General features: G+C 72.1%; 25 protein-coding genes and 2 tRNA genes. 9 read left to right on the top strand and 18 right to left on the bottom strand.

The genetic code is table 11. The features are described from left to right. The first annotated feature begins 16 nt into the window (after nucleotides 1-16). On the top strand, nucleotides 17-1192 hold the full coding sequence (locus tag PKE85_RS03480) for an MFS transporter (RefSeq protein WP_271203393.1): 1176 nt from the start codon (nucleotides 17-19) through the stop codon (nucleotides 1190-1192). Between the two features lie 91 nt (nucleotides 1193-1283). Beyond that, the gene (gene rpmG, locus PKE85_RS03475; protein ID WP_271201288.1) at nucleotides 1284-1451 is read left to right on the top strand and encodes a 50S ribosomal protein L33; all 168 of its coding nucleotides are present in this window, start codon (nucleotides 1284-1286) and stop codon (nucleotides 1449-1451) included. A 72-nt stretch (nucleotides 1452-1523) separates the two neighbouring features. Here the strand turns inward: rpmG and PKE85_RS03470 are convergent, their stop codons facing one another. Beyond that, nucleotides 1524-2243: a GNAT family N-acetyltransferase gene (locus PKE85_RS03470; protein ID WP_271203392.1), complete on the bottom strand. Its 720-nt coding sequence runs from the start codon at nucleotides 2241-2243 to the stop codon at nucleotides 1524-1526. 165 nt (nucleotides 2244-2408) lie between these two features. Between PKE85_RS03470 and PKE85_RS03465 the strand changes: the two genes are divergently transcribed. Continuing rightward, nucleotides 2409-2645 (top strand): hypothetical protein, encoded by a 237-nt coding sequence (locus PKE85_RS03465; protein ID WP_271203391.1) that lies wholly within the window; start codon nucleotides 2409-2411, stop codon nucleotides 2643-2645. Nucleotides 2646-2658: 13 nt separating this feature from the next. On the opposite strand, the gene PKE85_RS03460 is transcribed toward PKE85_RS03465, so the two are convergent. From PKE85_RS03460 to PKE85_RS03445, 4 genes are all read right to left on the bottom strand, one after another. Beyond that, the gene (locus PKE85_RS03460) at nucleotides 2659-3231 is read right to left on the bottom strand and encodes a type 1 glutamine amidotransferase domain-containing protein (RefSeq protein WP_271203390.1); all 573 of its coding nucleotides are present in this window, start codon (nucleotides 3229-3231) and stop codon (nucleotides 2659-2661) included. A 141-nt stretch (nucleotides 3232-3372) separates the two neighbouring features. Further along, complete coding sequence (locus tag PKE85_RS03455; RefSeq protein WP_271203389.1) at nucleotides 3373-3645, bottom strand: DUF2934 domain-containing protein; 273 nt, start codon at nucleotides 3643-3645, stop codon at nucleotides 3373-3375. 268 nt (nucleotides 3646-3913) lie between these two features. After that, nucleotides 3914-4756 carry a tellurite resistance TerB family protein gene (locus tag PKE85_RS03450; protein WP_271203388.1) on the bottom strand — a complete coding sequence of 281 codons (843 nt, stop codon included), beginning with the start codon at nucleotides 4754-4756 and terminating at the stop codon, nucleotides 3914-3916. A 124-nt stretch (nucleotides 4757-4880) separates the two neighbouring features. Beyond that, the gene (locus tag PKE85_RS03445; RefSeq protein WP_271203387.1) at nucleotides 4881-5531 is read right to left on the bottom strand and encodes a bifunctional 4-hydroxy-2-oxoglutarate aldolase/2-dehydro-3-deoxy-phosphogluconate aldolase; all 651 of its coding nucleotides are present in this window, start codon (nucleotides 5529-5531) and stop codon (nucleotides 4881-4883) included. Nucleotides 5532-5698: 167 nt separating this feature from the next. Here PKE85_RS03445 and PKE85_RS03440 point away from each other — a divergent pair, with 167 nt between their 5' ends. Together PKE85_RS03440 and PKE85_RS03435 are read left to right on the top strand one after the other, a co-directional pair. Further along, nucleotides 5699-6565 carry a LysR substrate-binding domain-containing protein gene (locus PKE85_RS03440; protein WP_271203386.1) on the top strand — a complete coding sequence of 289 codons (867 nt, stop codon included), beginning with the start codon at nucleotides 5699-5701 and terminating at the stop codon, nucleotides 6563-6565. Continuing rightward, nucleotides 6562-7500, top strand: a complete 939-nt coding sequence (locus PKE85_RS03435; protein WP_271203385.1) for an ROK family protein — start codon at nucleotides 6562-6564, stop codon at nucleotides 7498-7500. Before PKE85_RS03440 ends, PKE85_RS03435 begins: the two co-directional genes overlap by 4 nt. Here the strand turns inward: PKE85_RS03435 and PKE85_RS03430 are convergent. Continuing rightward, nucleotides 7492-7632 carry a hypothetical protein gene (locus tag PKE85_RS03430; RefSeq protein ID WP_271203384.1) on the bottom strand — a complete coding sequence of 47 codons (141 nt, stop codon included), beginning with the start codon at nucleotides 7630-7632 and terminating at the stop codon, nucleotides 7492-7494. The genes PKE85_RS03435 and PKE85_RS03430 overlap by 9 nt on opposite strands. Nucleotides 7633-7733: 101 nt before the next feature. On the opposite strand from PKE85_RS03430, the gene PKE85_RS03425 reads away from it, so the two are divergent. The 3 genes from PKE85_RS03425 to PKE85_RS03415 all read left to right on the top strand — a co-directional run bounded on the left by PKE85_RS03425 (nucleotide 7734) and on the right by PKE85_RS03415 (nucleotide 10094). Next, nucleotides 7734-8612: a glucosamine kinase nucleotide-binding domain-containing protein gene (locus PKE85_RS03425; protein ID WP_271203383.1), complete on the top strand. Its 879-nt coding sequence runs from the start codon at nucleotides 7734-7736 to the stop codon at nucleotides 8610-8612. Beyond that, nucleotides 8609-9751 carry an N-acetylglucosamine-6-phosphate deacetylase gene (nagA, locus tag PKE85_RS03420; RefSeq protein ID WP_271203382.1) on the top strand — a complete coding sequence of 381 codons (1143 nt, stop codon included), beginning with the start codon at nucleotides 8609-8611 and terminating at the stop codon, nucleotides 9749-9751. Before PKE85_RS03425 ends, nagA begins: the two co-directional genes overlap by 4 nt. A gap of 76 nt (nucleotides 9752-9827) precedes the next feature. Further along, nucleotides 9828-10094: a hypothetical protein gene (locus PKE85_RS03415; protein WP_271203381.1), complete on the top strand. Its 267-nt coding sequence runs from the start codon at nucleotides 9828-9830 to the stop codon at nucleotides 10092-10094. A 13-nt stretch (nucleotides 10095-10107) separates the two neighbouring features. On the opposite strand, the gene PKE85_RS03410 is transcribed toward PKE85_RS03415, so the two are convergent. Next, nucleotides 10108-11253, bottom strand: a complete 1146-nt coding sequence (locus PKE85_RS03410) for a DUF2336 domain-containing protein (protein WP_271203380.1) — start codon at nucleotides 11251-11253, stop codon at nucleotides 10108-10110. After that, nucleotides 11250-12305, bottom strand: coding sequence for a lytic transglycosylase domain-containing protein (locus PKE85_RS03405; RefSeq protein ID WP_271203379.1), 1056 nt, complete (start codon nucleotides 12303-12305; stop codon nucleotides 11250-11252). Before PKE85_RS03405 ends, PKE85_RS03410 begins: the two co-directional genes overlap by 4 nt. Nucleotides 12306-12444: 139 nt before the next feature. Between PKE85_RS03405 and PKE85_RS03400 the strand changes: the two genes are divergently transcribed. After that, complete coding sequence (locus tag PKE85_RS03400) at nucleotides 12445-13095, top strand: aldolase/citrate lyase family protein (RefSeq protein ID WP_271203378.1); 651 nt, start codon at nucleotides 12445-12447, stop codon at nucleotides 13093-13095. A 10-nt stretch (nucleotides 13096-13105) separates the two neighbouring features. Here the strand turns inward: PKE85_RS03400 and PKE85_RS03395 are convergent, their stop codons facing one another. The 10 genes from PKE85_RS03395 to PKE85_RS03350 form a co-directional block, all read right to left on the bottom strand. After that, nucleotides 13106-13711: a flavin reductase family protein gene (locus tag PKE85_RS03395; RefSeq protein WP_271203377.1), complete on the bottom strand. Its 606-nt coding sequence runs from the start codon at nucleotides 13709-13711 to the stop codon at nucleotides 13106-13108. 37 nt (nucleotides 13712-13748) lie between these two features. Continuing rightward, a complete protein-coding gene (locus tag PKE85_RS03390; protein ID WP_271203376.1) occupies nucleotides 13749-16394 on the bottom strand; it encodes an AAA family ATPase in 2646 nt (881 codons plus the stop codon). Further along, entirely contained in the window at nucleotides 16391-17515 is a 1125-nt protein-coding gene (locus PKE85_RS03385) for a metallophosphoesterase family protein (protein ID WP_271203375.1), read from the bottom strand. Before PKE85_RS03385 ends, PKE85_RS03390 begins: the two co-directional genes overlap by 4 nt. Before the next feature lie 90 nt (nucleotides 17516-17605). Continuing rightward, nucleotides 17606-17681: transfer RNA gene (locus PKE85_RS03380), tRNA-Val, on the bottom strand. Nucleotides 17682-17770: 89 nt separating this feature from the next. Beyond that, nucleotides 17771-18046 (bottom strand): HU family DNA-binding protein, encoded by a 276-nt coding sequence (locus PKE85_RS03375; RefSeq protein ID WP_271203374.1) that lies wholly within the window; start codon nucleotides 18044-18046, stop codon nucleotides 17771-17773. Between the two features lie 222 nt (nucleotides 18047-18268). Next, nucleotides 18269-20692: an endopeptidase La gene (lon, locus tag PKE85_RS03370; protein ID WP_271203373.1), complete on the bottom strand. Its 2424-nt coding sequence runs from the start codon at nucleotides 20690-20692 to the stop codon at nucleotides 18269-18271. A gap of 293 nt (nucleotides 20693-20985) precedes the next feature. Further along, nucleotides 20986-22254: an ATP-dependent Clp protease ATP-binding subunit ClpX gene (gene clpX / locus PKE85_RS03365; RefSeq protein ID WP_271203372.1), complete on the bottom strand. Its 1269-nt coding sequence runs from the start codon at nucleotides 22252-22254 to the stop codon at nucleotides 20986-20988. Between the two features lie 206 nt (nucleotides 22255-22460). Next, nucleotides 22461-23102: an ATP-dependent Clp protease proteolytic subunit gene (locus PKE85_RS03360; RefSeq protein WP_271203371.1), complete on the bottom strand. Its 642-nt coding sequence runs from the start codon at nucleotides 23100-23102 to the stop codon at nucleotides 22461-22463. Nucleotides 23103-23200: 98 nt separating this feature from the next. Further along, nucleotides 23201-24673, bottom strand: coding sequence for a trigger factor (tig, locus tag PKE85_RS03355; RefSeq protein WP_271203370.1), 1473 nt, complete (start codon nucleotides 24671-24673; stop codon nucleotides 23201-23203). Between the two features lie 114 nt (nucleotides 24674-24787). Next, nucleotides 24788-24872, bottom strand: a tRNA-Leu gene (locus PKE85_RS03350). Between the last annotated feature and the right edge of the window lie 55 nt (nucleotides 24873-24927).

Genomic DNA, 24927 nt, shown 5'->3' with positions numbered 1-24927 from the left:
CTCAATCCCGGCGGCCATGACCGCCGATTGCCTGTCCCCGTCCGACGCCCTCTCCCGCCGCGAGCGCCTGACCGGGCTCACGGTCGCCATCGCCTGCGTCTCGCTGGTGGGCGTCGGCCTCAGCCTCTCGATTCCCCTGCTCGCCTTCGCCATGGCGGCGCGCGGCGCGAGCGGCGCGCTGATCGGGCTGAACGCGGCCATGGGCGGCGTCGCCACCGTCATGGTCGCGCCGTTCATCCCGCGCGTCGCGGCGGCGATCGGGGTGCGGCCCACGCTGTTCGTGGCGCTGGCGCTCGGCGCCGTCACCATTCTCGGATTCCATGTCGTCGCGCCGCTCTGGGCGTGGTTCCCGCTGCGCTTCGGCTTCGGCGTCTCGCTCGCCATCCTGTTCGTGCTGTCGGAGTTCTGGATCAACGCGCTGGCGCCGCCCGCCTCGCGCGGTCTGGTGATGGGCGTCTACGCCACCGCGTTGTCGGTGGGGCTCGGCGCCGGCCCTTTGATCCTCGCGGGCATCGGCCAGGAGGGGCTGCTCCCTTATGCGGTCTGCGCCGCGCTGTTCGTGGTCGCCGGCGCGCCTTTGATGCTGGCGGGAGACAACGCGCCGCCGCTGGAGAAGCCGGCGCCGGGGCGCGGCGTGCTGTTCTTCCTGATGCTGGCGCCGGTCGCGACGCTGTCCGGCTTCACCTTCGGCGCGGTGGAGACCGGCGCCTTCGCCTTCCTGCCGCTCTACGGCGTCTCGCTCGGCTTCGGGCCCGCGGCCGCCACCCTGCTGGTGACGGCGATGGAGGTGGGCAACGTGGCGCTGCAGATCCCGCTCGGCCTGATCAGCGACCGCATGGACCGCCGCCTGCTGCTGCTGATCATCGGCGTGATCGGGCTTGTGGGCGCGGTGGCGCTGCCGCTGCTCGGCGGCTCGTGGTGGCTCTATGTGGGGGTGGCGGTCTGGGGCGGCGTGATCTGCGGGCTCTACACCGTGGCGCTCGCCCATCTCGGCGCCCGATTCTCCGGCGTGGACCTCGCCACGGCCAACGCCGCCTTCGTGATCATGTATTCGATCGGCCTCACCGCAGGCCCGCCGATGCTCGGCCTCGGCTTCGACCTGTGGACGCCTTACGGCGTGCCGGTCGCCATGGCGGTTCTGCTGGCGGTCTTCACGGCCGTCGCCGCGCTTCGCCTGCGCGCTCCCGCCTGAACACTTGACAGTTCAGGCGCGTTGAGTAGGTTGCGCGCTCTCATTACCCAACGCTGGCGTCTCGCGCGCCTGCCCGCTCGAGGTGACCGCCATGGCGAAAGCCGCCAACATCAAGATCAAGCTGCTGAGCACGGCCGACACCGGCTTTTTCTACGTGACCAGCAAGAACTCCCGCACCAAGACCGAGAAGATGGTGCTGAAGAAGTACGACCCGGTCGCGAAGAAGCACGTCGACTTCAAGGAAACCAAGATCAAGTGATCTTGCGATTTCAAAACTGAACGATGAGGCGCCCCCATGGGCGCCTTTTTCGTTTTGGGGAGGAAAGCGCCGTCACAGCGCGGCGCGGATGTCCTCCAGCCTCAGACGCTGGCGACCGTGGGAATCGAAATTGGCGGGATCGAGCCAGGCGTCGAACGCCGCCCGAATCCGCGGCCAGCCGTCGTCCGTCATGGCGAACCAGGCGGTGTCGCGGCTGCGGCCCTTGACGATCATGTGCCTGGCGAACACGCCCTCGAAACGGAAGCCGAGCCGGAGCGCCGCGGCGCGGGACGGCGCGTTCAGGGCGTCGCACTTCCATTCGTAGCGGCGATAGCCCAGCGCATCGAAGGCGTGCCCCGCCATCAGCGCCATGGCCTCGGTGGCCGCCCGCGTGCGCGCCAGCGCCGGCGCGAACAGGATCGAGCCCACCTCCACCGTCCGGTGGGTAGGCTCCGCCCGCATGTAGCAGGCGCGGCCCAGCGTCCGTCCTGTCTTCGCGTCGCGGATGGCGAAGGTGGCGAGTTTGGGATTGGCGGCCGCGGCCTCCAGATCGGCCCGCAGTTCCGCCTCGGTCGCGAACGGCCCGGTGAACAGATAGGCGAACAGCCGCTCATGCTCGGGAGCGGAGACCTGCGCGAACAGTTCGGCCGCGTCGCGGACGGGATCGAGCGGGCCGAGGATCACGTCGGCGCCGCGCAACTCTACAGCCACAGGCTCCGGCGCCCGATGGGCCGCGACCTCGGGTCCGAGCGGCGGGGCGTCCCCGCCCGCCATCTGATGAGAAGCGTTCATCTGGCCTCGCCGCCGTCGTTCGCGCCGGGCCATAACGAACCGTCCGAGAGACGTTGTCCACCCGCCCGTGACGCCGCCAACACGTCACAAATCCTTGCGCCGGCGGCGGGTTCAGGACAACGTCACGGCGAAGAGCGCCTGAGCGCCGAAGACCGAGGAACCGCCATGAACGACAATCACGCCACCGCCCCGGCCGGCTGGCGGCTGTCCGCCCCGATCGTGAACCTGAAGGGCGACCGCCGCACGCCCGGCGTTTGGGCGGCGGCGATCGTGGATCGGGACAGCGCCCGGAAGGCGATTCCCTATGGCCGCGCCGTGCCGAGCGCGCCGCTTTCGCCGCTGTCGGCGGAACAGGTGGCGGAACTCGGGCTCGCGCCGGGCGAAGTGCGCCAGATCGCCTGATCCGGCGTCCCCGTCACGCGGCGGAGCGGCGCTGGCCGTCGTGGCGGCCTTCGGCGAACTCCTCGACGATCTTGGCGTTGAACGCCTCAAGGTCGCCGGGGTTTCGGCTGGTGACGAGCCCCTGATCGGTCACGACAGGCTCGTCGCTCACCTCGGCGCCCGCGTTGGCGAGGTCGATCTGGATGGCCTTGTAACCGGTCATCCGCCGCCCCTTCACGACGCCGGCGCTGATCAGCACCTGCGGCCCGTGGCAGATGGCGGCGACGGGCTTGCCGGCGGAGAAGAAGCCGCGCACGAAAGCAAGCGCGGCGTCGTCCGTCCGCAGCGCGTCGGGATTGAACAGGCCGCCGGGAATGAGAAGGCCGTCGAAACTGCTCGCGTCGGCGCCATCAAGCGCCATGTCCACGGGCACGGACTGGCCGGGCTTGTCGTGCTCGAAGCCCTGAACCGAGCCGTCCTTCGGGCTGACGATGGACACCGTCGCGCCCGCCTGCTTCAGCGCCGCCACGGGCGAGGTGAGTTCCGACTGCTCAAAGCCGTCGGTGGCGAGAACGGCGATGCGGCGACCGTCGAGACGGTTGGTCATGGGAGATCCTCCTGATGGTTTTTCGCGCCCGCCGCAGATGACGCGGCCGGCGCTCTCCCCTGACCAACTCCTCCCGAGAATGATCGTTCCACCAATAATTTGCCGAAGAATCCGGAACCTGAATCTTCGGCGATCCTTGAGTCAGTCGCGGCCCTGATCGCGCCGGGAGCCGGGGAACTCGCCCAGATTGTCCAGCAGCGAAGCCTCCTCCACCGGCTGGCCGCGTTCGGCGGGCGTCACCACGCCGTCGGCGAGCGGATTGGGCTCCAGCCCGGCTTCGGGGTTGGATTCCATCGCGGCCAGTTCCTTGGCGCGCTCGAGATAATCGTCCTCGCGGTCGGGCGGCGAACCGGCGGCCTCCCACAGGGCGCGGGCGCGGGCGCGCAGCTTCGGCGTGACAGGGGTTTCGGACATGAACGCTCTCCCTTGCGATGACATGAGGCCCGGCTCATGGGACCGGGCCTCATCCTCGTCTTAAACGCCGCCATGCGCGGCGGCCTTGATGCGGATCAGCGGCGATAGGGCCGTCCGGCCGGCGCCGATCGGCGTCCCGCGAACCGCTTGGCGATCCACGCCAGGAACAGGGCCTTCAGAACACGCTTCAGCATCAGGCTCTCCGGTCAATCTGTGAAACCGGAGAGCCAACGCGGCGCAGGCCGCTTCCGTTCCGGCCCGGACGCCGTCAGGCGGCTTCGACGCCGCCCTGCTTGGCCTGCGCGGCGGTGGCCTCCAGATGCGCCACCAGCGCGTTGTCGAGCTTCAGCTTGGCCGCAAGAGCCTGCAGGAAGTAGCGCTCCGCCGAGGTGTCGGGGTCGATGGTGAGGCGCGCCGCGAGCCAGACCTCGGAGGCGAGCTGCGGCCCCTGCGCTTCGGCCGCGATGGCGTCCAGATCGTCCGCCTGGCCGAGATGCTCCAGCAGGAAGCTCTCCTCGTCCTGCTCGGCGCCCGCGGCGCGCAGCGCCTCGCGGATCTTGCCGACCTCGTCCCGGTCGATCTTGCCGTCGGCGCGCGCCGCCGCGATCATCGCCCGCACCAGAAGCAGGCCGAGCTTCTGCTCGTCGGCGTCGGTCGCGGGCGAGAACGGGCTCTGCGCCGGGGGCGGCGTCACCTGCACCGGGCCGCTCGCCTGGGGCTGCGGCTGGTGATGCTCCACCTGGGGATAGGGGTACGGCGCGCCGGGCTGGGGCGCCTGCTTGGCCTGATAGTTCTGCCACGCCTTGTAGGCGAGGCCGCCCAGGATCGCGAGGCCGCCGAGCTTCATGGCGCCGCCGCCGAGCTTGGCGCCCTGCTTCTTCAGGCCCTTGTTGCCGAGCAGCACGGAGGCGAGCGTGCCCGCGAGCGCGCCGCCCGCCACGCCGCCGAGATTGCCGCGCGCAAACCCTTCCACCTGCTTCAGGATGTCGGACGCGCCGCCGCCCCCGCCCGTCCCGGCCGGCCCGCGGGGCGCCAGCGGCCCGCCCTCGGAGCGCGACAGCGCGCCGCCCGAACCCAGGAACTGGTCGAGAATCTTCTTGGCGTCGAGCATGGGCGAAATCCTCCGGTCGGGGTTGGCCTGAGGGCCGGCGGGCGGCCACAGGCGGCAGGGCGGAACGCGCCCCGGCCGGTCGGAGGTAGGGTGGCGTCAGGTCCGCCGCAAGCGGACCTCGCCGTCAGCGGGCCTTGAGCGCCGCAGCCTCGCGGGCGAGCGCCTCGATGCCGGCCCAGTCGCCGCGCTCGATCAGCTCCTGCGGCGCCACCCAGGAGCCGCCCACCGCCACCACGTTCTTGAGCTTGAGATAGCTCGGCGCATTGGCGAGCGTGACGCCGCCGGTGGGCACGAAGTGGACGCTCGGCAGCGGCGCGACCAGCGCCTTGAGGTACTCGGGGCCGCCGGCAGGCCCCGCGGGGAAGAACTTGGCGAAGGTGGCGCCCTTCTCCCACAGCTTCATGGCTTCCGTGACCGAGGAGACGCCCGGCATGAACGGCACCGGCGCTTCGCTGCCCGCCGCGATCAGGCGCGGGCTGGAGCCCGGGCTGATGAGAAACGAGGCGCCGGCGCGCACCGCCTTCTCCACATGCTCCGGCTCCAGCACGGTGCCCGCGCCGACGGTCACGCCCTCGACCTCCTGCACCACCGCATGCAGCGCCTCCAGCGCCTGCGGCGTGCGCAGCGTCACCTCCAGCACCGTCAGCCCCCCGTCCCGGAGCGCCTTGCTGGCCGCGACTCCGCTCTTGGCGTCGTCGAACGTGAGCACCGGAATGACGGGAGTCTGCGCCAGGATGGCCGCGAGGCGTTCGGTCTTTGCGAGCGTGAACGACATGGAGGCTCCTTGGTGATATAGGTAAATGAACGGATGCTGCATCGCGCTCCGGGGCCGGCGCGTCAAGCGCTGGGGCTCGCCGGGCGTTCCCGCTTGGCCCGCAGTCTCGCGCGGTTCACGCCGTCGCGCTATGGTGAAACAACCTCCCGCAGGGCCAAGACACGCCTATGACGCGGCATTTCGATCTCGACGCGCTGGCGACCCTGGTCGCGGTCGCCGACACCGGCGGCTTCACCGCCGCGGCGCAGCGGCTGGGGCGCACCCAGTCCGCCGTCAGCGCCAAGATCGCGGGGCTGGAGACCGATCTCGGCCACCGGCTGATGGAGCGCGGGCGGGGCGGGGCGACGCCGACCGAGGCGGGCTCCGTGCTGCTCGGCTACGCCCGCCGCCTGCTGCAGGTGGAGGACGAGGCCCGGCTCGCGCTCGGCGGCCAGAGCCTGCAGGGCCGGGTGCGGCTCGGCATCCCGGACGATTATGTGGAGCCGTTCAGCTCGCTGCTGCTCGGCCGTTTCGTGAGCGCCCACCCCATGGTGCAGCTCGAAGTGCGCTGCGACATCAGCGTGCGGCTGGAGCGGGAGCTCGCCCACGCCGCGATCGACGTGGCGGTGGTGACCCGCGATCCCGACAAGCCGGCAGGCGAACTGCTGCGCTACGAGCCGCTGGTGTGGTGCGCGCCGCGCGACCAGCGGCCGGAGCTGCTGGACCCGCTGCCGCTCGCCATGTTCAGCGAGGGCTGCCGCTTCCGCAACGTCATCCTGAGCGGGCTGGAAAGCTCCGGCCGGGCCTGGCGGATCGCCTACGCCTCCTCGAGCCTTCAGGGCGTGCTGTCGGCGGTGTCGGCGGGATTCGCGGTGGCCTGCGTGGCGGAAAGCTCCGTGCCCGCCGGCTGGCGACGGCTGGGGCCCGAGGACGGGCTGCCCGCCCTGCCCCCGGCGGAGATCGGCCTGATCGTGCGGCCGGACGCGGGCGTCGCCTCCCGCAGCCTCGCCGCCGCCATCCGCGGCGCGCTGTCCCGCATCGACCGCGCCGCATGAGCCGGGACGACCTGCGGATCGGTTTCGACTGGGGCGGCACCAAGATCGAGGCCATCGCGCTCGACGGCGCGGGCGCCACGCTGATGCGCGAGCGGGTCTCGACCCCGCGCGGCGACTACGACGGCTGCCTGCGCAGCGCAGCCGGGCTGGCGGAGCGTTTCGAACAGGCGATCGGGCGGCGGGGGACGGTCGGCTTCGGCGTGCCGGGCTCGCCCTCGCCCCGCACCGGGCTGATGCGCAACGCCAACTCCACCTGGATGAACGGCCGCCCGCTGCAGCGGGATCTGGAGCAGGCGCTGGGCCGCCCGGTGCGGATCGAGAACGACGCCAACTGCTTCGCGGTGTCGGAGGCGGTGGACGGCGCGGCGGCGGGCGCGGGGATGGCCTTCGCCGTCATCCTCGGCACCGGCTGCGGGGCGGGGATCGCCATCGGCGGGCGTCCCTGGCGCGGGCGGAACGGCGTGGCCGGCGAGTTCGGCCACACCCCCCTGCCGTGGAGCGACAGGCCCGGCGAAAGTCCCGCGCCGGCGTGTTGGTGCGGCCGCAAGGGCTGTCTGGAGACCTATCTGTCCGGTCCCGGCTTCGCCCGCGCCCATGCGCTCTCCGCCGGCGCGCCGCTGACCGCCGAGGCGATAATCGCCGCAGCCCGCGCCGGCGAGACGGAGGCGCTCCGCTCGCTCGACGCCTATGTGGACCGGCTAGGCCGGGCGCTGGCGATGGTGGTGGACGTGCTGGACCCCGACGTCATCGTGCTGGGCGGCGGCATGTCCAATGTGGACGAGCTTTACGACCGGCTGCCGGCCGCCATCGCGCCGCATGTGTTCGGCGACGGCTTCGATACGCCGGTGCGCCGCGCGGCCCACGGGGATTCCTCCGGCGTGCGCGGCGCCGCCTGGCTCTGGAAGGATGACGAGGCCGCGGCGGCGTCAGTGTGACAGCAGCCGCGCCACATCGATCAGATTGACCACCAGCCACATCCCGGCCGCCCAGGACACCACCATGCCGGCCGGAACGCTGTAGTCTCGCCACTCTTTCACACGATCGAATCGATGAGCGCGGTCGGTCATGCCCCATCCCTATCCTTGGCCGGCCCGAATGCCTGACGAACGCCGCGCGGGCGTCACGGTTCCGGCGCCGCGCCGCCCTTTTTCCAATGAGGCCGTCGCCTGTGTCTCCTGAACCCTCAGCCCTGTTTCTCGGCGTCGACGGCGGCGGCACCCGCTGCCGCGCGCGCCTCGCCGACGCGCAGGGCCGGCCGCTGGGCGAAGGCGTCTCCGGCCCCGCCAACGCCCGGCGCGGCGCCGGCGCGGCCATATCCGCCTGCGTGGAGGCCGCGCGGGCGGCGCTGGCGAACGCCGGCCTCGACCAGGACGCGTTCGGGCGGGTCCATGCGGGGCTCGGCCTCGCGGGCGTGTGCCAGAGCGCGGGCCGGGAGGCGGCGCTGGCGGAGCCTCACCCCTTCGCGAGCCGGGCGCTGACCACGGATTTCGCCATCGCCTGCCTTGGCGCCCATGGCGGCGGCGACGGCGGCGTGGTGATCGTCGGCACCGGCAGCGTGGCTTACGCCCGCACCGGCGACCATGAGATCCGCATCGGCGGCTGGGGCTTCGAGGCGAGCGACGACGGCGGCGGCGCGCCGCTCGGGCGCGAGGCGCTGCGCCACGCCTTGCGCGCCGCCGACGGGCTGGAGCCGTTCGGCCCGCTGGCGCGCGACACGCTGGAGGCGGTCGGCGGCGATCCGGAGGCCGCGGTCGCCTGGGTCGGCGCGGCCGGCCCAGCCGAGTTCGGAACGCTCGCGCCAAAGGTGGTGGCGCATGCGGACGCCGACCCCGCCGCCGCCGCGCTGCTGGACGAAGCCGCGGCCCGCGTCTCCGCGCTTGCGCTGAGGCTCGCAGGCTGGGGCGCGGAACGGGTGGCGCTCGCGGGCGGGCTCGCCGGCGTCTACGCCCCGCGCCTGTCCCGCGACGCGCAGGCCGTGCTGGCGACGCCCTTGGGCGATCCGCTCGACGGCGCCGTCGCCCTCGCGCTGCGGAGCGCGCGCCCATGACGCTGGACGCCCTGATCCCCGAGCGGCTGTTCGACGGCGAAACCCTGCGCAGCGGCGTCGCCGCGCTGATCGCCGACGGCGCCGTCGTCGACGTGATCCCGGCCGGCGCCCTGCCGTCGGAGGCGGTCGCGACGCCCCTGCCCGGCCTGCTGGCGCCCGGCTTCGTGGACGTGCAGGTCAACGGCGGCGGCGGCGCGCTGCTGAACGCGACGCCGACGCCCCAGGCCGTCGCCACCATCGCCCGCGCCCATCGCAGGTTCGGAACCACCGGCCTGCTGCCGACCGTGATCACCGACCGGCCGGACGTCACCCGCGCCGCGGTGGAGGCGGTGCGGGCCGCGATCGCGGAGGGCGCGCCCGGCGTGCTCGGCGTGCATGTGGAGGGGCCGTTCATCAATCCGGCCCGCAAGGGCGTGCACGATCCCGCCTTCATGCGCGCGCCCGACGCGGACGACCTGGCGCTGCTGACCGGCCCCGGCCTTGGCGCGGTGCTGGTGACGCTCGCGCCCGAAGCCGTGCCGGACGCGGCGATCGCGCGGCTGGTCGCAGCCGGCGTGCGCGTCGCCGCCGGCCACACCGAGGCGAGCGCCGCGCGGCTTGCGGAGGCGCGGGCGCTCGGCCTCAGCGGCTACACCCATCTCTTCAACGCCATGCCGCCGCTGCAGGGCCGCGCGCCGGGTCCGGTCGGCGCCGCGCTCTCCGAACGGGAGACGTTCTGCGGCCTGATCGCGGACCTGCACCACGTGGCGCCCGAGAGCCTGAAGGCGGCGATCCTCGCCAAGGGCCGCGACCGGGCGGCGCTGGTCACCGACGCCATGTCGACCGTCGGGACCGACCTCGACGGCTTCACGCTGCAGGGCCGCCGCATCTTGCGCGGCGGCGGGCGGCTGACCACGGAGGACGGCGTGCTGGCGGGCTCGGACCTCGACATGGCGACGGCGGTGCGCAACGCCGTCCGCGCGCTCGGGGTCCCGCTGGAGGACGCGCTGGTCATGGCCTCGCTGACGCCCGCGCGCTGGCTCGGCCTCGACCACCGCATCGGCCGGATCGCGCCGGGTTATAGGGCCGACCTCGTGCTGCTGGACGGCGGCCTCGAGGCGCGCGCCACCTGGATCGGCGGCGCGCGCGAGAATTCGTGACCGCCACGAGCGCTTGGCCGCCGTCGCCTCCGCTCCATGTCGTGTCCTCATGGGGACACGATCGCGGGAGGGGGATGTGAGCGGATCGTTCGGGGACGGCGGCGACGGACCGGCGCCGCCGCGTCGGATCGGCGGGCTCGGCCGCTATCTGATGATGCCGCTGCGCTCGCTGCTGTCCCGGGCGGAAGACCCCGAGGTCGCCCGCGCCCGCGCCATGACCGACGCCGAGCTCGCGGACGCCCTCGTCACCGAAATCCACGCCGCCCAGAACGCCGATGACGAGGTCTGGGTCGAAGGCCTGCCGCTGGTGGCCGAAGCCGCGCGGCGCCTGCGGGAGCGATGACGCCCGGAGGCCGTCAGGCCGCGCGGGGCGCCTCGATCGCCTTGCGCTCGAACGCCCTGCGCGCCTCGGCGCGCATGGCGTCGGTCTGAAACCGGCGCAGCATCGCCCGGAGCGGCCCCGCGTCCACGCCGCCGTCGCAGGCGGTGAGCGCGCGTTCCACCCTCCGGCGCGACAGCTCGGCCGAGGCCCCGGCGCCTTCGGGGCGGCCGAACTCGCGCTCCGCCGACAGCGCGGCCCGGAAGGCGGGCAGCGCGGCGGCGGGGAAGCCCGCCTGGGCATAGACCGCCTCGAAGCCGCGGCCGTCGAAGTCGCGGACGAAACCGGCGACCCGCTGGGCCGGCTGGCCCGACAGCACCGACAGCGCCGCCTCGAACAGGCCGGAGTCGCCGCACAGCAGCGCGCGCAGGGCGAGGCTCGGCGCAAATTCGCCCCGCGCCACCAGATGCTCCACGAAGCCCCGGAGATTGGGCGCCCCCTGGGCGGCGATGGCGACGGCGCCGCGCTCGCAGGCCTCGTCGGAGGCGCGACGGGCGCGGTCCGGGGCCAGCCAGCCCCGGTCGGAGACGAAGACCTCCAGCGAGCGGGCCACCGCCCGCATCAGCATGTGGCGGATCTCCGGCCCCACGTCGTCGCGGGCCACGAGCCGCTCGCGCACCTCGGCGTCCGCGCCGTGGCGCTGGGCGATGCGGGCGGCGCTCGCGGCCGTCAGGACCGCGCCGGCGTTGGCGAGCAGCGCCGCGCAGGCGCCGGCGCAACCGATTTCCGCCACAGCGGCGGCGAGCGGCGCGGACACCGCGCGGCGACGGGCGACGGCGATCTGGGCGCGGTCGCCCCCGAGCGCCACCATGTCCACCAGCTCCATGTCGGACAGCAGCGGCGAGCGCGCCAGCACCGGCTCGGCCACGTCCGGCGCGTCATGGGCGAGCGTCAGGATGAGGGAGGGCGAGGCCGCGCCGCAGGAGGCGAGCGCGTCCGCGATGGCGCAGCGCACGGGGAGATGAGGATCGTCGAGGCTGCGGATCAGCGCGCCTTCGATCTCCGCGCGCAGGGCGGCGTCCAGATCGCCATGGCGGTAGGTGCGCGCCAGCGCCCCGGCGGCTTCGGCCCTGAGCGCCGCGGGCGCGCTCTCGACCCATTCGAAATAGCGTTCGACGATCATGAGCGGCCTCCCGTGCGGCGCGTGGCCATGGCCGTGGCCGGATCGGCCTTGCGGAACGTCGTGAGATCGAGCGGCGCGCCCGCGGCCGCAGCCGGAATCGCCGTTTTGGCGGCGCGACGGCGCACGGGCGCCGTCGTCTGGGCGTGCGCGGCCGCGGCCGAAGGCTCCGCGGCGTAGGCCTGCGCGGTCACAGGCGTCGTCACGGCGACGACGCCCGCCGGCGCCGCCACCCGGCGCAGCGGATGCGCGTCCTCGCCCGAGGCCGCGAAGGACGACCACGCCTGCGAGACATAGGACGACACCGGCGTGCGGCGCCCGGTCTTGAACAGCGAATGGAAGGCGCGGCCGTCGTCCTCGACGCCGCCGTTGTAGGCGAGCGGGGCGTCGTCCGCCGCGGCCTCCTGCAGCGCGAGGGCGGCCGGCGCCTTCATCTGCGCCGCCGTCGCGCCGCCGCCAGCGGTGAGCCGCGCGTAGACCTCGCCGAGGCTGCGCGGCTGGCCGCGCTCATAGAAGATCGCGCGGTTGGCGGAGGCCTGCGCCGGGAAGGCGGCGGCGGCGGAGGCGTTGGGTGTGGCCTCCGCGCGCTGGACCAGATCGACCGCGCCGCGGGCGCCGAGAAAGTGCGCGGCGTAAAGCTCGCCCTCGGTGGGCGCGCGGCCGAGCGCGCCCTGCAGCGTCGCCGCGTTGCGGCGGGTGAAGGCGCCCGCGAGAAGGGCGGAGGCGGCGGGATCGTCGCGCAGCGCCAGAATCTGCGCCTTGCGGGCGGGATCCGCCACGTCGTAGCGGCCGGAGGCGGAGCGGGTCACGTCCGCCGCCTCGGCGGCGAGGCCGAGCTGGGGCCCGTCCTCCTTCAGCACCTGCAGCCAGGTCTGGTCGATGAACTGGAACAGCCCGCGCGCGGACGAGGTGGGCGCCTTGGCGGAGGGGTTGAGCGACGACTCCCGCTGGGCCGTCCGCATCAGATAGTCGAACCCCGCGCCGGTGGCGTCGGCCGCGGACTTCAGAGCGGCGGTGACGCGGCCTGCGGCGTCAGCGGGAGACAGTAGCTGCATGGGCGTGGCGCGGGTCCCGAACGGCGCCGGTCCGGCGCCTGTGACCATCCTGCCGCCGTTATGGTAAATCCCCCGTTAACCATGGCGGAAACGCCGCTGGCGTCCCGGCGATGGCCGTTCGATTTCGAGGAGATTGGACGTGAAAGCCCTGCTCTCCGCTCAGACCCTGCCGACCGACGACCTGACCAGCCGCTCCCACGGCGTCGCCGGCTGGATCGCGAATCCCTCCGCGCTCGGCGCGCCATGGCCGTCGGGCGCTCCGCCGCTCTATCTGACGGTGGACGATCTCGACGCGAAGGGCGTCGACGACGCGCTGGCCCGGGCCGCCCGCCACGGCGCCGCGGGCGTGCTTCTGCGCCGCCTTCGCGCCTCCGCCGACATCGAACGGCTCGCGGCGCGGCTCGCCGTGGCCGAGGCCCGGGCGGGGAGCGCGGACGGGGCGCTCGCGATCGTCGCCCTGGTCGCAGGCGCAGCCGGTCTGCTCGCCCTGCCCGCCCTCGCCGGCCGGCGCCCGCGGCTCGCCGCGCTCGGCTGGGACGCGGCGGCGCTCGCCGCCGATCTCGGCGCGGCCGAGGCGCGCGACCCGTGCGGCGGCTGGATCGAGCCGCTGCGCCACGCCCGGTCGCAGGTGCTGTTCGCGGCCGCCGCCCTCGACGTGCCGGCGATCGACGCGCCGGCGGACCTGGACGACGAGGCCTTCGCCGCCGAGGCGGCGCTCGGCCTGCGGCACGGCTTCCGCGCCAAAATCGCGCTCAGCCCGCGTCAGGCGGAGATCCTCGCCGCGCTGTGAAGCCTCGCGCTCACGCCGTCGGCCGCCGGAGGGCGAACACCTCCGTCACCGCCGCGTAGTCCTGATAGCCGCAGCGGGCGAGCGGCTGAGCCTTGGTGAGATCGAACAGCCCGTCGGTCAGGCAGGCCTCGTCGATGTGGACCGCCACCACCTGACCGATCACCAGCCAGCGGTTCAGCGCGGCGCCGGTCATGTCCGCAAGTTCGGTGATGCTGACGACCTTGCACTCCAGCGCCGCAGGCGCCGTCGCCACCCGCGGCGCGCGCACGTGGCGGCAGGGGGCCATGGCGAGACCCGCCAGCTCGAACTCGTTCACGCCCTCGGCCACCGGCGCGGAGCTGGCGTTCATGGCGTCCTTCAGGGCGAGGCTCGCGAAGTTGCACACGAACTCCCGCGTCGCCTCCGCATTGGCCGCCGAATGCTTCCAGCCTTCGGAGGAGAACATCAGCATGGGCGGCGACCCCGCCACGCCGTTGAAGAAGCTGTAGGGGGCGAGGTTGGGCCGCCCGCCTGCGTCAACGGTGGAGATCCAGCCGATGGGACGCGGGGCGAGGATCGCCTTGAACGGATCGTGCGGCAGCCCGTGGCCGTCGGCGACGTCGTAAGAGTAGGTCATGAGCGCGGGGCTCCCTTGAATGAAGGCGCGCGCCCGGTCACGACTCGGCCGCGACGTCCCCGGGCCGCCAGTCCGTCATGCGCAGCGCGTTGCCGCCGAGCCGTGCGAAGGCGCGCTGGCGGCAGGAGAACACGATGATCTGCTGGTCCCGCGCCTGCCGGTGCAGGGCGTCGAACATGCGCTCGATGCGGTCGTCGTCGGAATAGACCAGCGCGTCGTCGAGGATGACCGGCGCCGGCCGGCCGTCGCGGGCCAGAAGCCGCGCGAAGGCGAGCCGGGTCAGCACCGAGAGCTGCTCCCGCATGCCGCCGCTCAGGCGCTCCACGTCCTCCTCCAGCCCGTTGCGCCGCAGCGTCTGGGGCAGCAGCGTCCTGTCGTCGAAGGCGATGGAGGCGTCGTCGAACAAAAGGCCCAGCAGCGGCTTCAGCTCCGCCATCACCGGCTTGAGGTAAAGCTCGCGCGCCTCGGCGCGGGCGGCGGCGAGCGCGGCCTCCAGCCGCTGCAGCGCCCTCGCCTCCCGGGCGAAATCCTCCGCCCGCCGCGCCGCAGCGGCGTGGGCTTCCTGCGCCTCGCGCCAGGCCTCCTCCACCGCGTCGTCGGCCGACGCCCGGATGCGGCCGTTCAGCTCGGCGATCGCCTGCCGCAGCCGCTCCGCTTCCCTCGCCGCCGTCTCCTCCACCGAACGCGCGCGCCGGAGCGCGGCCTCCACGGTCTCGATGTCGGCGGCGGCGGCCCGCAGCTCCTCGACGCGGGCGAGGGCCTGCGCGAAGGCGGCGTCGCAGGCGTCGCGCGCGTTCGTCAGCGTCGCGGCGCGGGCGGCGCGCTCGGGCTCCGGCCCGAGAACCGCGTCGAGCTGCGTCCGCTCCGCGGCGAGCGCCGCGAGCGAGCGCTCGGCGGCGAAAACCTGCTCGTCGGCGCGACGCTGGGCCGGCTCCGCCTCGCGCAGCGCCTGAAGCGCGGCGGCTCGGGCCTGTTCGGCTGCCTCGAGCGCGGAACGCAGCGCGGCCGCGTCGCCGGCGTCCCCGTCGGGCGCCTGCGCCGCCTGCCGGAGCGCGGCGGCCTGCTCCCGCAGCTTCGGCAGACCGTCCGGCGCGAGCGCCGCCAGCCGGCCGCGAGCCTCCCGCAGCTCCGCCTCCGCCTGCTGCGCCCGGACGCGCCGGGCCTGCGCGCCGGCGAAATCCGCCACGCCAAGCGACGCCAGCAGCGCGCGCCGACGATCGAGGGTCCTGGCCAGCCGGCTGTCATCGGCAGCGGGGCGGTTCGAGCGCAGGGCGATGACGCCGAGGCCCGGCGCAACCAGCTCGGCGGCGCCGTCATAGCCGCGCTCCTCGCCGTCCGCGAGCGGCGCCCCGTTCAGGACGAGACGCCCGGCGGCGCCCGCCTCATACGCGATCGTCACGGTCGGCCGCGCGGCGTCCGCCGCGGCGCGCAGGGCCGCGATCTCCACCTCCAGCGCCTGCAGTTCGTCCAGCGCGGCCGGCGGCGTCGCGTGAAGCGCAAGCGCGGCCTCCGCGGCCTCCGCCGCGAGCCGGGCCGCCTCCGCGTCCTGCAGCCGCCTTTCAATCTCGGTCAGCCGTTGCGACGCCTCCTGCGCCCGGACCGCCGCCTCGGCGCGGTCAAGACGCGTCCGCCCGGCCTGCGCCTCCGCGTCGGCCGCGTCGAAGCCCGCCCGCGCCGCCTGAACGGCCGCCAGAACGTCGGCGCGCTGAGCCTCCGCCGCGCTTCGCTTGAAAGCCGCCTCCTCCACCCGCGGCGAAAGCTCATCCATTTTCTCAAAGGCGTCGTGGAAGACCTTGAATGCGCTCGCCGCCGCGCCCTTGCGCTCCTGCGCCAGCCGCAGCTCGGCCTCCGCCGCCTTCAGGCGCTCGGTCTGGGCGCGAGCGGCCTCGAACGCGGCCTCGGCGCGCTGCACCGCCTGACGACGCTCCTGCCGGTCCTCGGTCCGCTCCAGCTCGTCCAGCCGGCGCGACTGCGCGGCGCGTTCGTCCAGCGCCGCGCGCAGCGACGTCACGTCGGCGCCGAGCCGTTCCACCTCCGCCGCCAGCCGGTCCCGCGCCTCGATCGCCGCAGCGTAGCGGCCGCCGGTCCTGGGCCGCCCGGTGGGCGTGACGAGTTCGGCCAGAGCGTCCTGGGTCGCCGCCAGGATCGCGGCCATGCGTCGGCCGCCGGTGACGGCCTCCACCTCCCCCTGCACGGACTCCAGCAGACTGGCGCGCACCTGCCGCTCGCTTTCGTCCTCGGACTTGCTGCGGCGCTCGATGCCCGTCACGCCCTGCCGCACCCAGAGCAGACCAGCCGGTCCCGCGGAGCCGCCGCGCACCAGCGCCGCGATGACGTTCTCCGCCTCGTCCGCCTGCGCCACCAGCCGGCCGGTGGCGAGGTCCGTCACCCGCGCGGAGCGGCCGGCGTAGTAGCGCTTGGCCAGGCGGAAGCGCCCCTCGCCGGTGACGATGTCCGCCTCGATCATGGGGCTGCCCCCGCTGTAGGGCCGGAGCGCCCGCACATCGCCGGAGGTGCCGGAATGGGGCAGGAAGAACAGCGCGTGCAGCGCCTCGAAGCTGGTGGACTTGCCGGCCTCGTTGACGTCGCAGAGCACGTTGACGCCGTCGCCGATGCCCTCGATGGCGACGCCGCGATCGGCGAAGCGCTTCACGTTGTAGAGCCGCAGCGCCTCGATCTTCATGGCGCGACCATCTGGGCGTAAGCGAACAGCCGGGCGAGCGCCGCCCGCGCCACCTCCCGCTCCGCCGCCGAGAGCGCGGCGTCGGCGGATTCGGCGAGCAGGGCCTGCGCCGCCTCCCGCAGGGCGCCCGCCCGGTCGATCCGGTCCAGATCCTCGGCCTCGCAGGTGGTGGCGAGCTGGCTGTCGTCGAGCTCCAGATAAGCGAAGTCCGGGGCCGCGGCCTCCACGGCGTGGGCCAGCGCCGCACGCCCCGCCAGACGGGTGAGCCCGGTGACGCCGACGCGGGCGAGCGTCCGCCGTCGCCGCGCGGGCTCCGGCAGCGCCGCCGCCAGCGCCGCCTCCGGGTCGTCGGCCTCGAACAGATGCAGGGGCAACGTGCGCCAGAGAAAGGCGCCGGTCTCGAGCCGCGCGACCTCGGGTTCGGACGTGGGGCCCGCAAGCCCGACCAGCAGCGCCTCGCCGGGGCGGTCATGCTTGAACCGGTCGGGCTCCGGCGAACCGCTGTAGCGGGTCCGGGGGCCGATCTCCATCGGCCCGTGCCAGTCGCCGAGCGCCAGATAGGCGAGCCCCGCCCGCCGCGCCCGGTCGGGCGCGATCACGTCTGCGGCGGTCTGCTCTTCCGAAAAGCCCTGGATCGGCCCATGGGCGAGACCGATGCGGATGACGCCCTCAGCCGTCGCTTCGCCGTCCATCCACTCGGTCAGGTCGCGGCCGGGCCGGCGCGTGGTGCAGGGCGCGGGCAGCAGGACGACGTTGTCGGCGAGCGGGATCGGACGCGGTTCGCGCGCGAGGATCACGTTGTCCGGCGCTTCGGCGCCGAGCGCGGTCCACAGCGGGGCCGCCTGCAGCGAATCGTGGTTGCCGGGCAGCAGCACCCAGCGGATCGGCGCATGATCGCGCATTTCAGCCAGCGCCTGCCGTCGCACGTCAGGCGCGGGCGTCTCGGCGTCGAAGGTGTCGCCGGCGAGCAGGATCGTGTCAGCTCCCTGCTCGCGCGCGTGCTGGGCCAGCCGGCCGATCGCGCCGTGGCGCGCCTCGCGCAGACGGCCCGGAAGATCGCCGGAAAAGCCGCCGAAGCGCTTGCCGAGATGCAGGTCGCTGGAGTGGATGAAGCGGAACATCGCGGCTGGCCCCGGGCGGATCGCATCCGCCAAACGCGCCGCGACAAGGGCGGCCGGCGAAGACGCCGAATCCTGTCGATCGTGACGGGCTGGTGGGCGGTGACGGGCTCGAACCGCCGACCCTCTCGGTGTAAGCGAGATGCTCTACCAACTGAGCTAACCGCCCAGCCGTCGCACGGTCCGGCGCGCGTGCGCGCCGTGTCCCGAACGGTCGACGGGCGGGGGCGCGGAAGCGCCGCCCGCCGTCGCGTCCGATCAGGCGTTGACCGCGTCCTTCAGGGCCTGGCCGGCCTTGAACTTCGGGGTGTTGGATTCCGGAATCTTGATGGTTTCGCCGGTGCGCAGGTTGCGGCCCACGCCCGCGGCGCGCTTCACCACCGCGAAGGTGCCGAAACCGACGAGACGGACCTCGTCGCCCTTCTTGAGCGCCGCGATGATGGCGTCGAAGGTGGCGTCCACGGCCTTGGCGGCGTCCAGCTTGGTCAGACCGGAGGTCTCGGCGACCTCAGCGATCAGATCGGACTTGTTCATCGTTCCCTCCATGCTGAGGGGAATCGCGCGAAACGCGCGCCCCTGAACGAGCCCGGCACATTTTCGCGAAACGTCACGAAGAGCAAGACGCTGTCCGCCGTTTTCGTTCATTTTGTACGGATTCCAGCCTGTACTGCGACGTTTCACGCCGCTCGGACCAGAACGGAGCCCTGAAACGACGAAGGCCGGCGGCTTCTCCTCAAAGCCGCCGGCCCATCTCGTTCAGTGGGCGCGCAGGCCCGCGCCCTCGTCCTCGGTCGCCGCGGCGGGAGGCGGCGTGCGCTCCTCCTCCCAGGCGATCGGCTCGGGCTTGCGGGTCAGCGCCCGGCTCAGCACCTCGTCCACCACGCGCACCGGCACGATCTCAAGCCCGTTCTTCACGCTGTCCGGGATGTCCGCCAGATCCTTGGCGTTCTCCTCCGGGATCAGCACGGTCTTGATGCCGCCGCGCAGCGCCGCGAGCAGCTTCTCCTTCAGGCCGCCGATCGGCAGCACCCGGCCGCGCAGCGTGACCTCGCCGGTCATGGCGATGTCCTTGCGGACGGGGATGCCGGTCACCACCGAGACGATGGCCGTGACCATGGCGATGCCGGCGGACGGGCCGTCCTTCGGCGTCGCGCCCTCGGGCACGTGGACGTGGATGTCGCGCCGGTCGAACAGCGGCGGCTCCACCCCGAAGTCCACGGCGCGGGAGCGGACATAGGACGCCGCCGCCGAGATGGACTCCTTCATCACGTCCTTCAGGTTGCCGGTCACCGTCATGCGGCCCTTGCCGGGCATCATGACGCCTTCGATCGTCAGCAGCTCGCCGCCGACCTCGGTCCAGGCCAGACCGGTCACCACGCCGACCTGATCCTCCAGCTCCGCCTCGCCGTAGCGGTAGCGCGGCACGCCGAGATAGTCGGCCAGGTTCGCGGCCGTGACCACAACCTCGGTCTTGGCCTTGTCCAGCACCAGCACCTTGACCGCCTTGCGGGCGAGGTTCGCCAGCTCGCGCTCCAGGTTGCGGACGCCCGCCTCCCGCGTGTAGCGCCGGATCACCTCCAGCAGCGCGTCGGGCTCGATCGTCAGCTCCCTGGTCGCCAGACCATGCTTGCCGTAGATCTCGGGCAGAAGGTGGCGGCGGGCGATCTCGACCTTCTCCTCCTCCGTGTAGCCGGCGATGCGGATCACCTCCATGCGGTCCATCAGGGCCGGTGGGATGTTCAGCGTGTTCGCCGTCGTCACGAACATCACGTTGGACAGGTCGTAGTCGACCTCAAGGTAATGGTCGTTGAAGGTGGAGTTCTGCTCGGGGTCCAGCACCTCGAGCAGGGCGGAGGCGGGATCGCCGCGGAAGTCCATGCCCATCTTGTCGATCTCGTCGAGCAGGAAGAGCGGGTTGGTCTTCTTCGCCTTCTTCATGGACTGGATGACCTTGCCGGGCATCGAGCCGATGTAGGTGCGGCGATGGCCGCGGATCTCGGCCTCGTCCCGCACGCCGCCCAGCGACATGCGCACATATTCGCGGCCCGTGGCCTTGGCGATCGAGCGGGCGAGCGAGGTCTTGCCCACGCCGGGAGGACCGACGAGGCACAGGATCGGGCCGGTGAGCTTGTTCGCGCGGCTCTGCACCGCGAGGTACTCCACGATCCGCTCCTTGACCTTCTCAAGGCCGAAGTGCTCGGATTCCAGCAGCGCCTCGGCCTGGGCCAGATCCTTCTTGACCTTGCTGCGCACGCCCCACGGGATCGACAGCAGCCAGTCCAGATAGTTCCGGACCACCGTCGCCTCCGCCGACATGGGGCTCATCTGGCGCAGCTTCTTGAACTCGGCGTCGGCCTTGTCGCGGGCCTCCTTCGACAGCTTGGTGCGCGCGATGCGCTCTTCGAGCTCCGCCAGATCGTCCCGGCCGTCGTCGTCGCCGAGCTCCTTCTGGATCGCCTTCATCTGCTCGTTCAGGTAGTACTCGCGCTGGGTCTTCTCCATCTGGCGCTTGACGCGCGTGCGGATGCGCTTCTCCACCTGAAGCACCGAGACCTCGCTCTCCATCAGGGCGAGCACCTTCTCCAGCCGCTCGAACACGTTGGCGAGTTCGAGCACCGACTGCTTCTCGGGGATCTTGACCGCAAGATGGGAGGCGACCGTGTCGGCGAGCTTCGACGGCTCCTCGATCTGGCTGACGGCGCTCACCACCTCGGGCGAGACCTTCTTGTTCAGCTTCACGTAGTTCTCGAAGTCGGAGATGACGGAGCGCGACAGCGCGTCCACCTCCACCTGCTTCTCGATCACGTCCTCCAGCGGCTCCACCTCGGCCTCGAAGAACTCGGCCCGGTCGGTGTAGCCCTTGACGCGCGCGCGGCCCTGGCCCTCGACCAGCACCTTCACGGTGCCGTCCGGCAGCTTGAGAAGCTGAAGCACGGTGGCGAGCGTGCCGACGTCGTAGATGCCGTCGGCCGTCGGCTCGTCGTCGGTGGCGTTCTTCTGGGTGGCGAGCAGGATGGGGCGGTCCTGCTTCATCACCTCTTCAAGCGCGCGGATGGAGCGCTCGCGCCCGACGAACAGCGGCACGATCATGTGCGGGAAGACCACGATGTCGCGCAGCGGCAGCACCGGATGAACGTCGACGCCGGGGGCGTCGGGCGCAGGCGATTGCGAAGTGGTCATGTTCGGATCCTTGTCACCAGCCCCGACGCACGCCCCAAAAGGGGCGAAGTCTGGCCTCGATTCGGCGCGGCCGTCGCTTGCGAGCCTAAGGCCTCGCGGGGCGGCCGCCCAAGAGGGAGCTTACGCGGCGAACAGCGCCGCGCTCGCGTTTCATGACGATTAGGTGGCCATGCGCCCGAGGGGTGTCAATGGTCCGTTCCACGGCGGGACGGCGGCGATGCGGCGGCGCAAACAAAAACGCCCGCGGCCGGGGCCGCGGGCATCGGGATCGTTAAGGCGTTCACGCCGAAAGATCAGGCGCTGGCGGGGGCCGCCTCGCCCGCCCGGTCGGCGTAGATGTAGAGCGGACGGCCCTTGCCGTCGGCCACCTCGCCGGAGATGACCACCTGCTCCACGCCCTCAAGGCCCGGCAGGTCGAACATGGTGTCGAGCAGGATCTGCTCCATGATCGACCTGAGGCCGCGGGCGCCGGTCTTGCGCTCGATCGCCTTGCGGGCGATGGCGGTGAGCGCCTCCTCGGCGAAGGACAGCTCCACGTTCTCCATCTCGAACAGGCGCTGGTACTGCTTCACGAGCGCGTTCTTCGGCTCGGTGAGGATGGTCTTCAGCGCCTCCTCGTCCAGATCCTCCAGCGTCGCCAGCACCGGCAGACGGCCGACGAACTCCGGGATCAGGCCGAAGCGCAGCAGGTCCTCGGGCTCCACATGGCGGAAGATCTCGCCGGTGCGGCGGTCGTCCGGCGCCTTGACCTTGGCGCCGAAGCCGATGGAGGTGCCCTGCCCCTTGGACGAGATGATCTTGTCGAGGCCGGCGAAGGCGCCGCCGCAGATGAACAGGATGTTGGTCGTGTCCACCTGCAGGAACTCCTGCTGCGGATGCTTGCGCCCGCCCTGCGGCGGCACGGAGGCCACGGTGCCCTCCATGATCTTCAGCAGCGCCTGCTGCACGCCCTCGCCCGACACGTCGCGGGTGATCGACGGGTTGTCGGACTTGCGGCTGATCTTGTCGATCTCGTCGATGTAGACGATGCCGCGCTGGGCGCGCTCGACGTTGTAGTCGGCGGCCTGAAGCAGCTTCAGGATGATGTTCTCCACGTCCTCGCCCACGTAACCGGCTTCGGTCAGCGTGGTGGCGTCGGCCATGGTGAAGGGCACGTCGAGGATGCGAGCGAGCGTCTGCGCCAGCAGGGTCTTGCCGCAGCCGGTCGGCCCGATCAGCAGGATGTTGGACTTCGCCAGCTCCACGTCGTTGTGCTTGGTGGCGTGGTTCAGACGCTTGTAATGGTTGTGAACCGCGACCGACAGCACCTTCTTCGCGTGGTCCTGCCCGATGACGTAGTCGTCGAGGACCTTGCGGATCTCCTTCGGCGTGGGGATTCCGTCGCGGGACTTCACCAGCGAGGATTTGTTCTCCTCCCGGATGATGTCCATGCAGAGTTCGACGCACTCGTCGCAGATGAACACGGTCGGACCCGCGATCAGCTTGCGCACCTCGTGCTGGCTCTTGCCGCAGAAGGAGCAGTAGAGGGTGTTCTTGGCGTCTCCGCCGCCGACCTTGCTCATCATATCACCCCTTTCGGGTCGAAGCCGACGGCCCGTGCCCCGCCGCTTCATCCAGATGTCATATGCCGATTGAGAGCTTAATCAATCGGCGCCGTCACATGGGGACGGCGCGGCTGCGACGCAACGCCGCCGGACATGATACGCGGATGGGCGCGCGCGGCAACAGCCGCGCGCAGCGCGTAAGACAGGCCGGCGACAGCTTGCGCTCACGCGCTCGCGGTGTCGGAGTCGCCTTCGCCCGGACGGCGCTCGACCACCTGGTCGATCAGGCCGAAGTCCCGGGCCTGATCGGCGGTGAGCATGGTGTCGCGGTCGAGCGTGCGCTCGATCTCCTCGTAGGAGCGGCCGGTGTGCTTCACGTAGATCTCGTTCAGCCGGCGCTTGATGCGCACGATGTCCTCGGCGTGGCGCTCGATATCCGAGGCCTGGCCCTGGAAGCCGCCGGAGGGCTGGTGCACGAGGATGCGCGCGTTCGGCAGCGCGGCGCGCAGGCCCTTCTCGCCGGCCATGAGGATGAACGAGCCCATGGAGGCCGCCTGCCCCATGCACAGCGTCGCCACCGCCGGCCGGATGTACTGCATGGTGTCGTAGATCGCGAGGCCGGAGGTAACCACGCCTCCCGGCGAGTTGATGTAGAGCGCGATCTCCTTCTTCGGATTCTCCGCTTCAAGGAACAGCAGCTGGGCGCAGATCACCGCCGCCATGTCGTCGTTGAACGGTCCGGAGAGGAAAATGATTCGCTCCTTCAGCAGGCGCGAATAGATGTCGAACGAACGCTCGCCCCGATTGGTCTGCTCGATCACCATGGGGATCAGGAAGTTGGTGGTCAGGTCCTGAAAGTCGCGCATCGTCGAATCTCGTCCTCAAGATGGCTGCGCCGCGCCGCCGGAATCCGGCGACGCGGCGCGCTTGGCTCGCGGCAATGGACGCCCCTGAGGGCGCGACGTCAAGCGGAGGGCTCGGCGTCCGTGTTCGTCTCGGTCTGCGCGGCGGCCTTGGCCGCGGCGCGCTTCTCGCGGCGCTGGGCCGCCTTGCGGTCCTCGGCCGACCGGCCGCCGTTGGCGTCCGCCTCATCGGCGTCCGGATCGGCCATCAGCTCCTCCTTGGAGACCTGACGCTCGGTCACGGTCGCCTGACCGAGGATCTGGTCGACGACCTTGTCCTCGAAGATCGGCGCGCGCAGTTCGGCCAGCGCCTCGGGGCTCTGGCGGTAGAAGTCCCACACCTGCCGCTCCTGGCCGGGGAACTGCCGGGCGCGCTCGATCAGGGCGCGGGTCACCTCGTCGTCGGTGACCTTGACCTCATGCTTCTCGCCGATCTCGGCCAGCACGAGGCCGAGACGCACGCGGCGCTCGGAGATCTTGCGGTACTCGGCCCGGGCGTCGTCCTCGGTGGTGTCCTCGTCCGCGAAGCTGCGCCCGTTGCGCTCCAGGTCGGCCACGACCTGACGCCACACGTTGTCGAACTCCTGCTCGACCAGGGTCGGGGGCAGATCGAAGTCGTACTGGGCGTCGAGGGCGTCCAGCAGCTCGCGCTTCACCTTCTGGCGGGAGAACTGGGCGTACTGGCTGGCGATCTGCTCGCGGATCGTGGCCTTCAGCGCCGCCAGATCGTCGAGGCCGAGGCTCTTGGCCAGCTCGTCGTCGATCTTGATCTCGCCCGGGGCCTCGACCGCGGTGACGGTCACGTCGAAGGTCGCGGCCTTGCCGGCGAGGTGGTCCGCGCCGTAGTCCGCGGGGAAGGTCACGTTGAGGACGCGCTGCTCGCCCGCCGTGGCGCCGACGAGCTGCTCCTCGAAGCCGGGGATGAAGCGGCCGGCGCCGATCTCGATCTGCTGGCCTTCGGCCGAACCGCCGTCGAAGGGCTCGCCGTCGATCTTGCCCACGAAGTCGATGGTCAGGCGGTCGCCGTTCGCGGCGCCCTCGCCCTCGGCCTTGGCGGCGTAGGCCGCGTTCTGCTTGGCGACGCGCTCCACGGCCTCGTCCACCTCGGAATCCGCGACCTCGGCGACGAGCTTATCGAGCTTCAGCTCGGCGACGTCCTTGAGTTCGATCGTCGGCAGCACCTCGAGCTCGACCGTCACGGAGAGGTCGGACGCCCCGGAGATCACGCCCTCGACCTCTTCCTGCGACTGCGGCAGGGTGATCTTCGGCTGCATGGCGAGCTTGAGGCCGTTGTCGTCGACGATCTTCTTGTTCGCCTCGGCGACGGTCTGCTCCACGACCTCGGCCATGACCGACTTGCCGTAGAGCTTCTTCAGATGCGCCACCGGCACCTTGCCCTTGCGGAAGCCGTTGATGTTGACGCGGTCCTTCAGCGTCGCGAGACGCTCGTTCAGACGGGCGTCGAGGTCCTGCGCGGGCACGACGACCTTGAACTCGCGCTTGAGGCCCTCATCGAGGGTTTGCGTCACCTGCATGGGCGTCGGTCTCTTCGAATCTTCCGCCGCGGCGCTGCGCTTGGCCCGGATGTGGGAGCGCGCGCCCGCGGCGCCTGGTGTCACGAATGGCGGCGGGCGATCGAGCCGACGCTGTGGTGCGGGCGGAGGGGCTCGAACCCCCACGGCTTGCGCCACGGGAACCTAAATCCCGCGTGTCTACCAGTTCCACCACGCCCGCGCCGGGCCTGTCGCGCCTCAGGCGCCGAAACATGGCGCGCGAGGCGGCGCCTCTA

Origin of the sequence: Methylopila jiangsuensis (genome assembly GCF_027922305.1) — a bacterium.
Classification (GTDB): domain Bacteria; phylum Pseudomonadota; class Alphaproteobacteria; order Rhizobiales; family Methylopilaceae; genus Methylopila; species Methylopila jiangsuensis.
This window is presented reverse-complemented; position numbering and strand designations above follow the sequence as displayed.

What these genes read in the sequence shown, in the direction of transcription:
- tig (WP_271203370.1), bottom strand. Translation starts at nt 24,673, where the DNA reads ATGCAGGTGACGCAAACCCTCGATGAGGGCCTCAAGCGCGAGTTCAAG.
- PKE85_RS03390 (WP_271203376.1), bottom strand. Translation starts at nt 16,394, where the DNA reads ATGAAGATCGAGGCGCTGCGGCTCTACAACGTGAAGCGCTTCGCCGAT.
- PKE85_RS03460 (WP_271203390.1), bottom strand. Translation starts at nt 3,231, where the DNA reads ATGACCAACCGTCTCGACGGTCGCCGCATCGCCGTTCTCGCCACCGAC.
- PKE85_RS03375 (WP_271203374.1), bottom strand. Translation starts at nt 18,046, where the DNA reads ATGAACAAGTCCGATCTGATCGCTGAGGTCGCCGAGACCTCCGGTCTG.
- PKE85_RS03385 (WP_271203375.1), bottom strand. Translation starts at nt 17,515, where the DNA reads ATGTTCCGCTTCATCCACTCCAGCGACCTGCATCTCGGCAAGCGCTTC.
- nagA (WP_271203382.1), top strand. Translation starts at nt 8,609, where the DNA reads ATGACGCTGGACGCCCTGATCCCCGAGCGGCTGTTCGACGGCGAAACC.
- rpmG (WP_271201288.1), top strand. Translation starts at nt 1,284, where the DNA reads ATGGCGAAAGCCGCCAACATCAAGATCAAGCTGCTGAGCACGGCCGAC.
- clpX (WP_271203372.1), bottom strand. Translation starts at nt 22,254, where the DNA reads ATGAGCAAGGTCGGCGGCGGAGACGCCAAGAACACCCTCTACTGCTCC.
- PKE85_RS03445 (WP_271203387.1), bottom strand. Translation starts at nt 5,531, where the DNA reads ATGTCGTTCACGCTCGCAAAGACCGAACGCCTCGCGGCCATCCTGGCG.
- PKE85_RS03395 (WP_271203377.1), bottom strand. Translation starts at nt 13,711, where the DNA reads ATGACCTACTCTTACGACGTCGCCGACGGCCACGGGCTGCCGCACGAT.
- PKE85_RS03410 (WP_271203380.1), bottom strand. Translation starts at nt 11,253, where the DNA reads ATGATCGTCGAACGCTATTTCGAATGGGTCGAGAGCGCGCCCGCGGCG.
- PKE85_RS03455 (WP_271203389.1), bottom strand. Translation starts at nt 3,645, where the DNA reads ATGTCCGAAACCCCTGTCACGCCGAAGCTGCGCGCCCGCGCCCGCGCC.
- PKE85_RS03465 (WP_271203391.1), top strand. Translation starts at nt 2,409, where the DNA reads ATGAACGACAATCACGCCACCGCCCCGGCCGGCTGGCGGCTGTCCGCC.
- PKE85_RS03360 (WP_271203371.1), bottom strand. Translation starts at nt 23,102, where the DNA reads ATGCGCGACTTTCAGGACCTGACCACCAACTTCCTGATCCCCATGGTG.
- lon (WP_271203373.1), bottom strand. Translation starts at nt 20,692, where the DNA reads ATGACCACTTCGCAATCGCCTGCGCCCGACGCCCCCGGCGTCGACGTT.
- PKE85_RS03405 (WP_271203379.1), bottom strand. Translation starts at nt 12,305, where the DNA reads ATGCAGCTACTGTCTCCCGCTGACGCCGCAGGCCGCGTCACCGCCGCT.
- PKE85_RS03480 (WP_271203393.1), top strand. Translation starts at nt 17, where the DNA reads ATGACCGCCGATTGCCTGTCCCCGTCCGACGCCCTCTCCCGCCGCGAG.
- PKE85_RS03430 (WP_271203384.1), bottom strand. Translation starts at nt 7,632, where the DNA reads ATGACCGACCGCGCTCATCGATTCGATCGTGTGAAAGAGTGGCGAGAC.
- PKE85_RS03440 (WP_271203386.1), top strand. Translation starts at nt 5,699, where the DNA reads ATGACGCGGCATTTCGATCTCGACGCGCTGGCGACCCTGGTCGCGGTC.
- PKE85_RS03435 (WP_271203385.1), top strand. Translation starts at nt 6,562, where the DNA reads ATGAGCCGGGACGACCTGCGGATCGGTTTCGACTGGGGCGGCACCAAG.
- PKE85_RS03470 (WP_271203392.1), bottom strand. Translation starts at nt 2,243, where the DNA reads ATGAACGCTTCTCATCAGATGGCGGGCGGGGACGCCCCGCCGCTCGGA.
- PKE85_RS03450 (WP_271203388.1), bottom strand. Translation starts at nt 4,756, where the DNA reads ATGCTCGACGCCAAGAAGATTCTCGACCAGTTCCTGGGTTCGGGCGGC.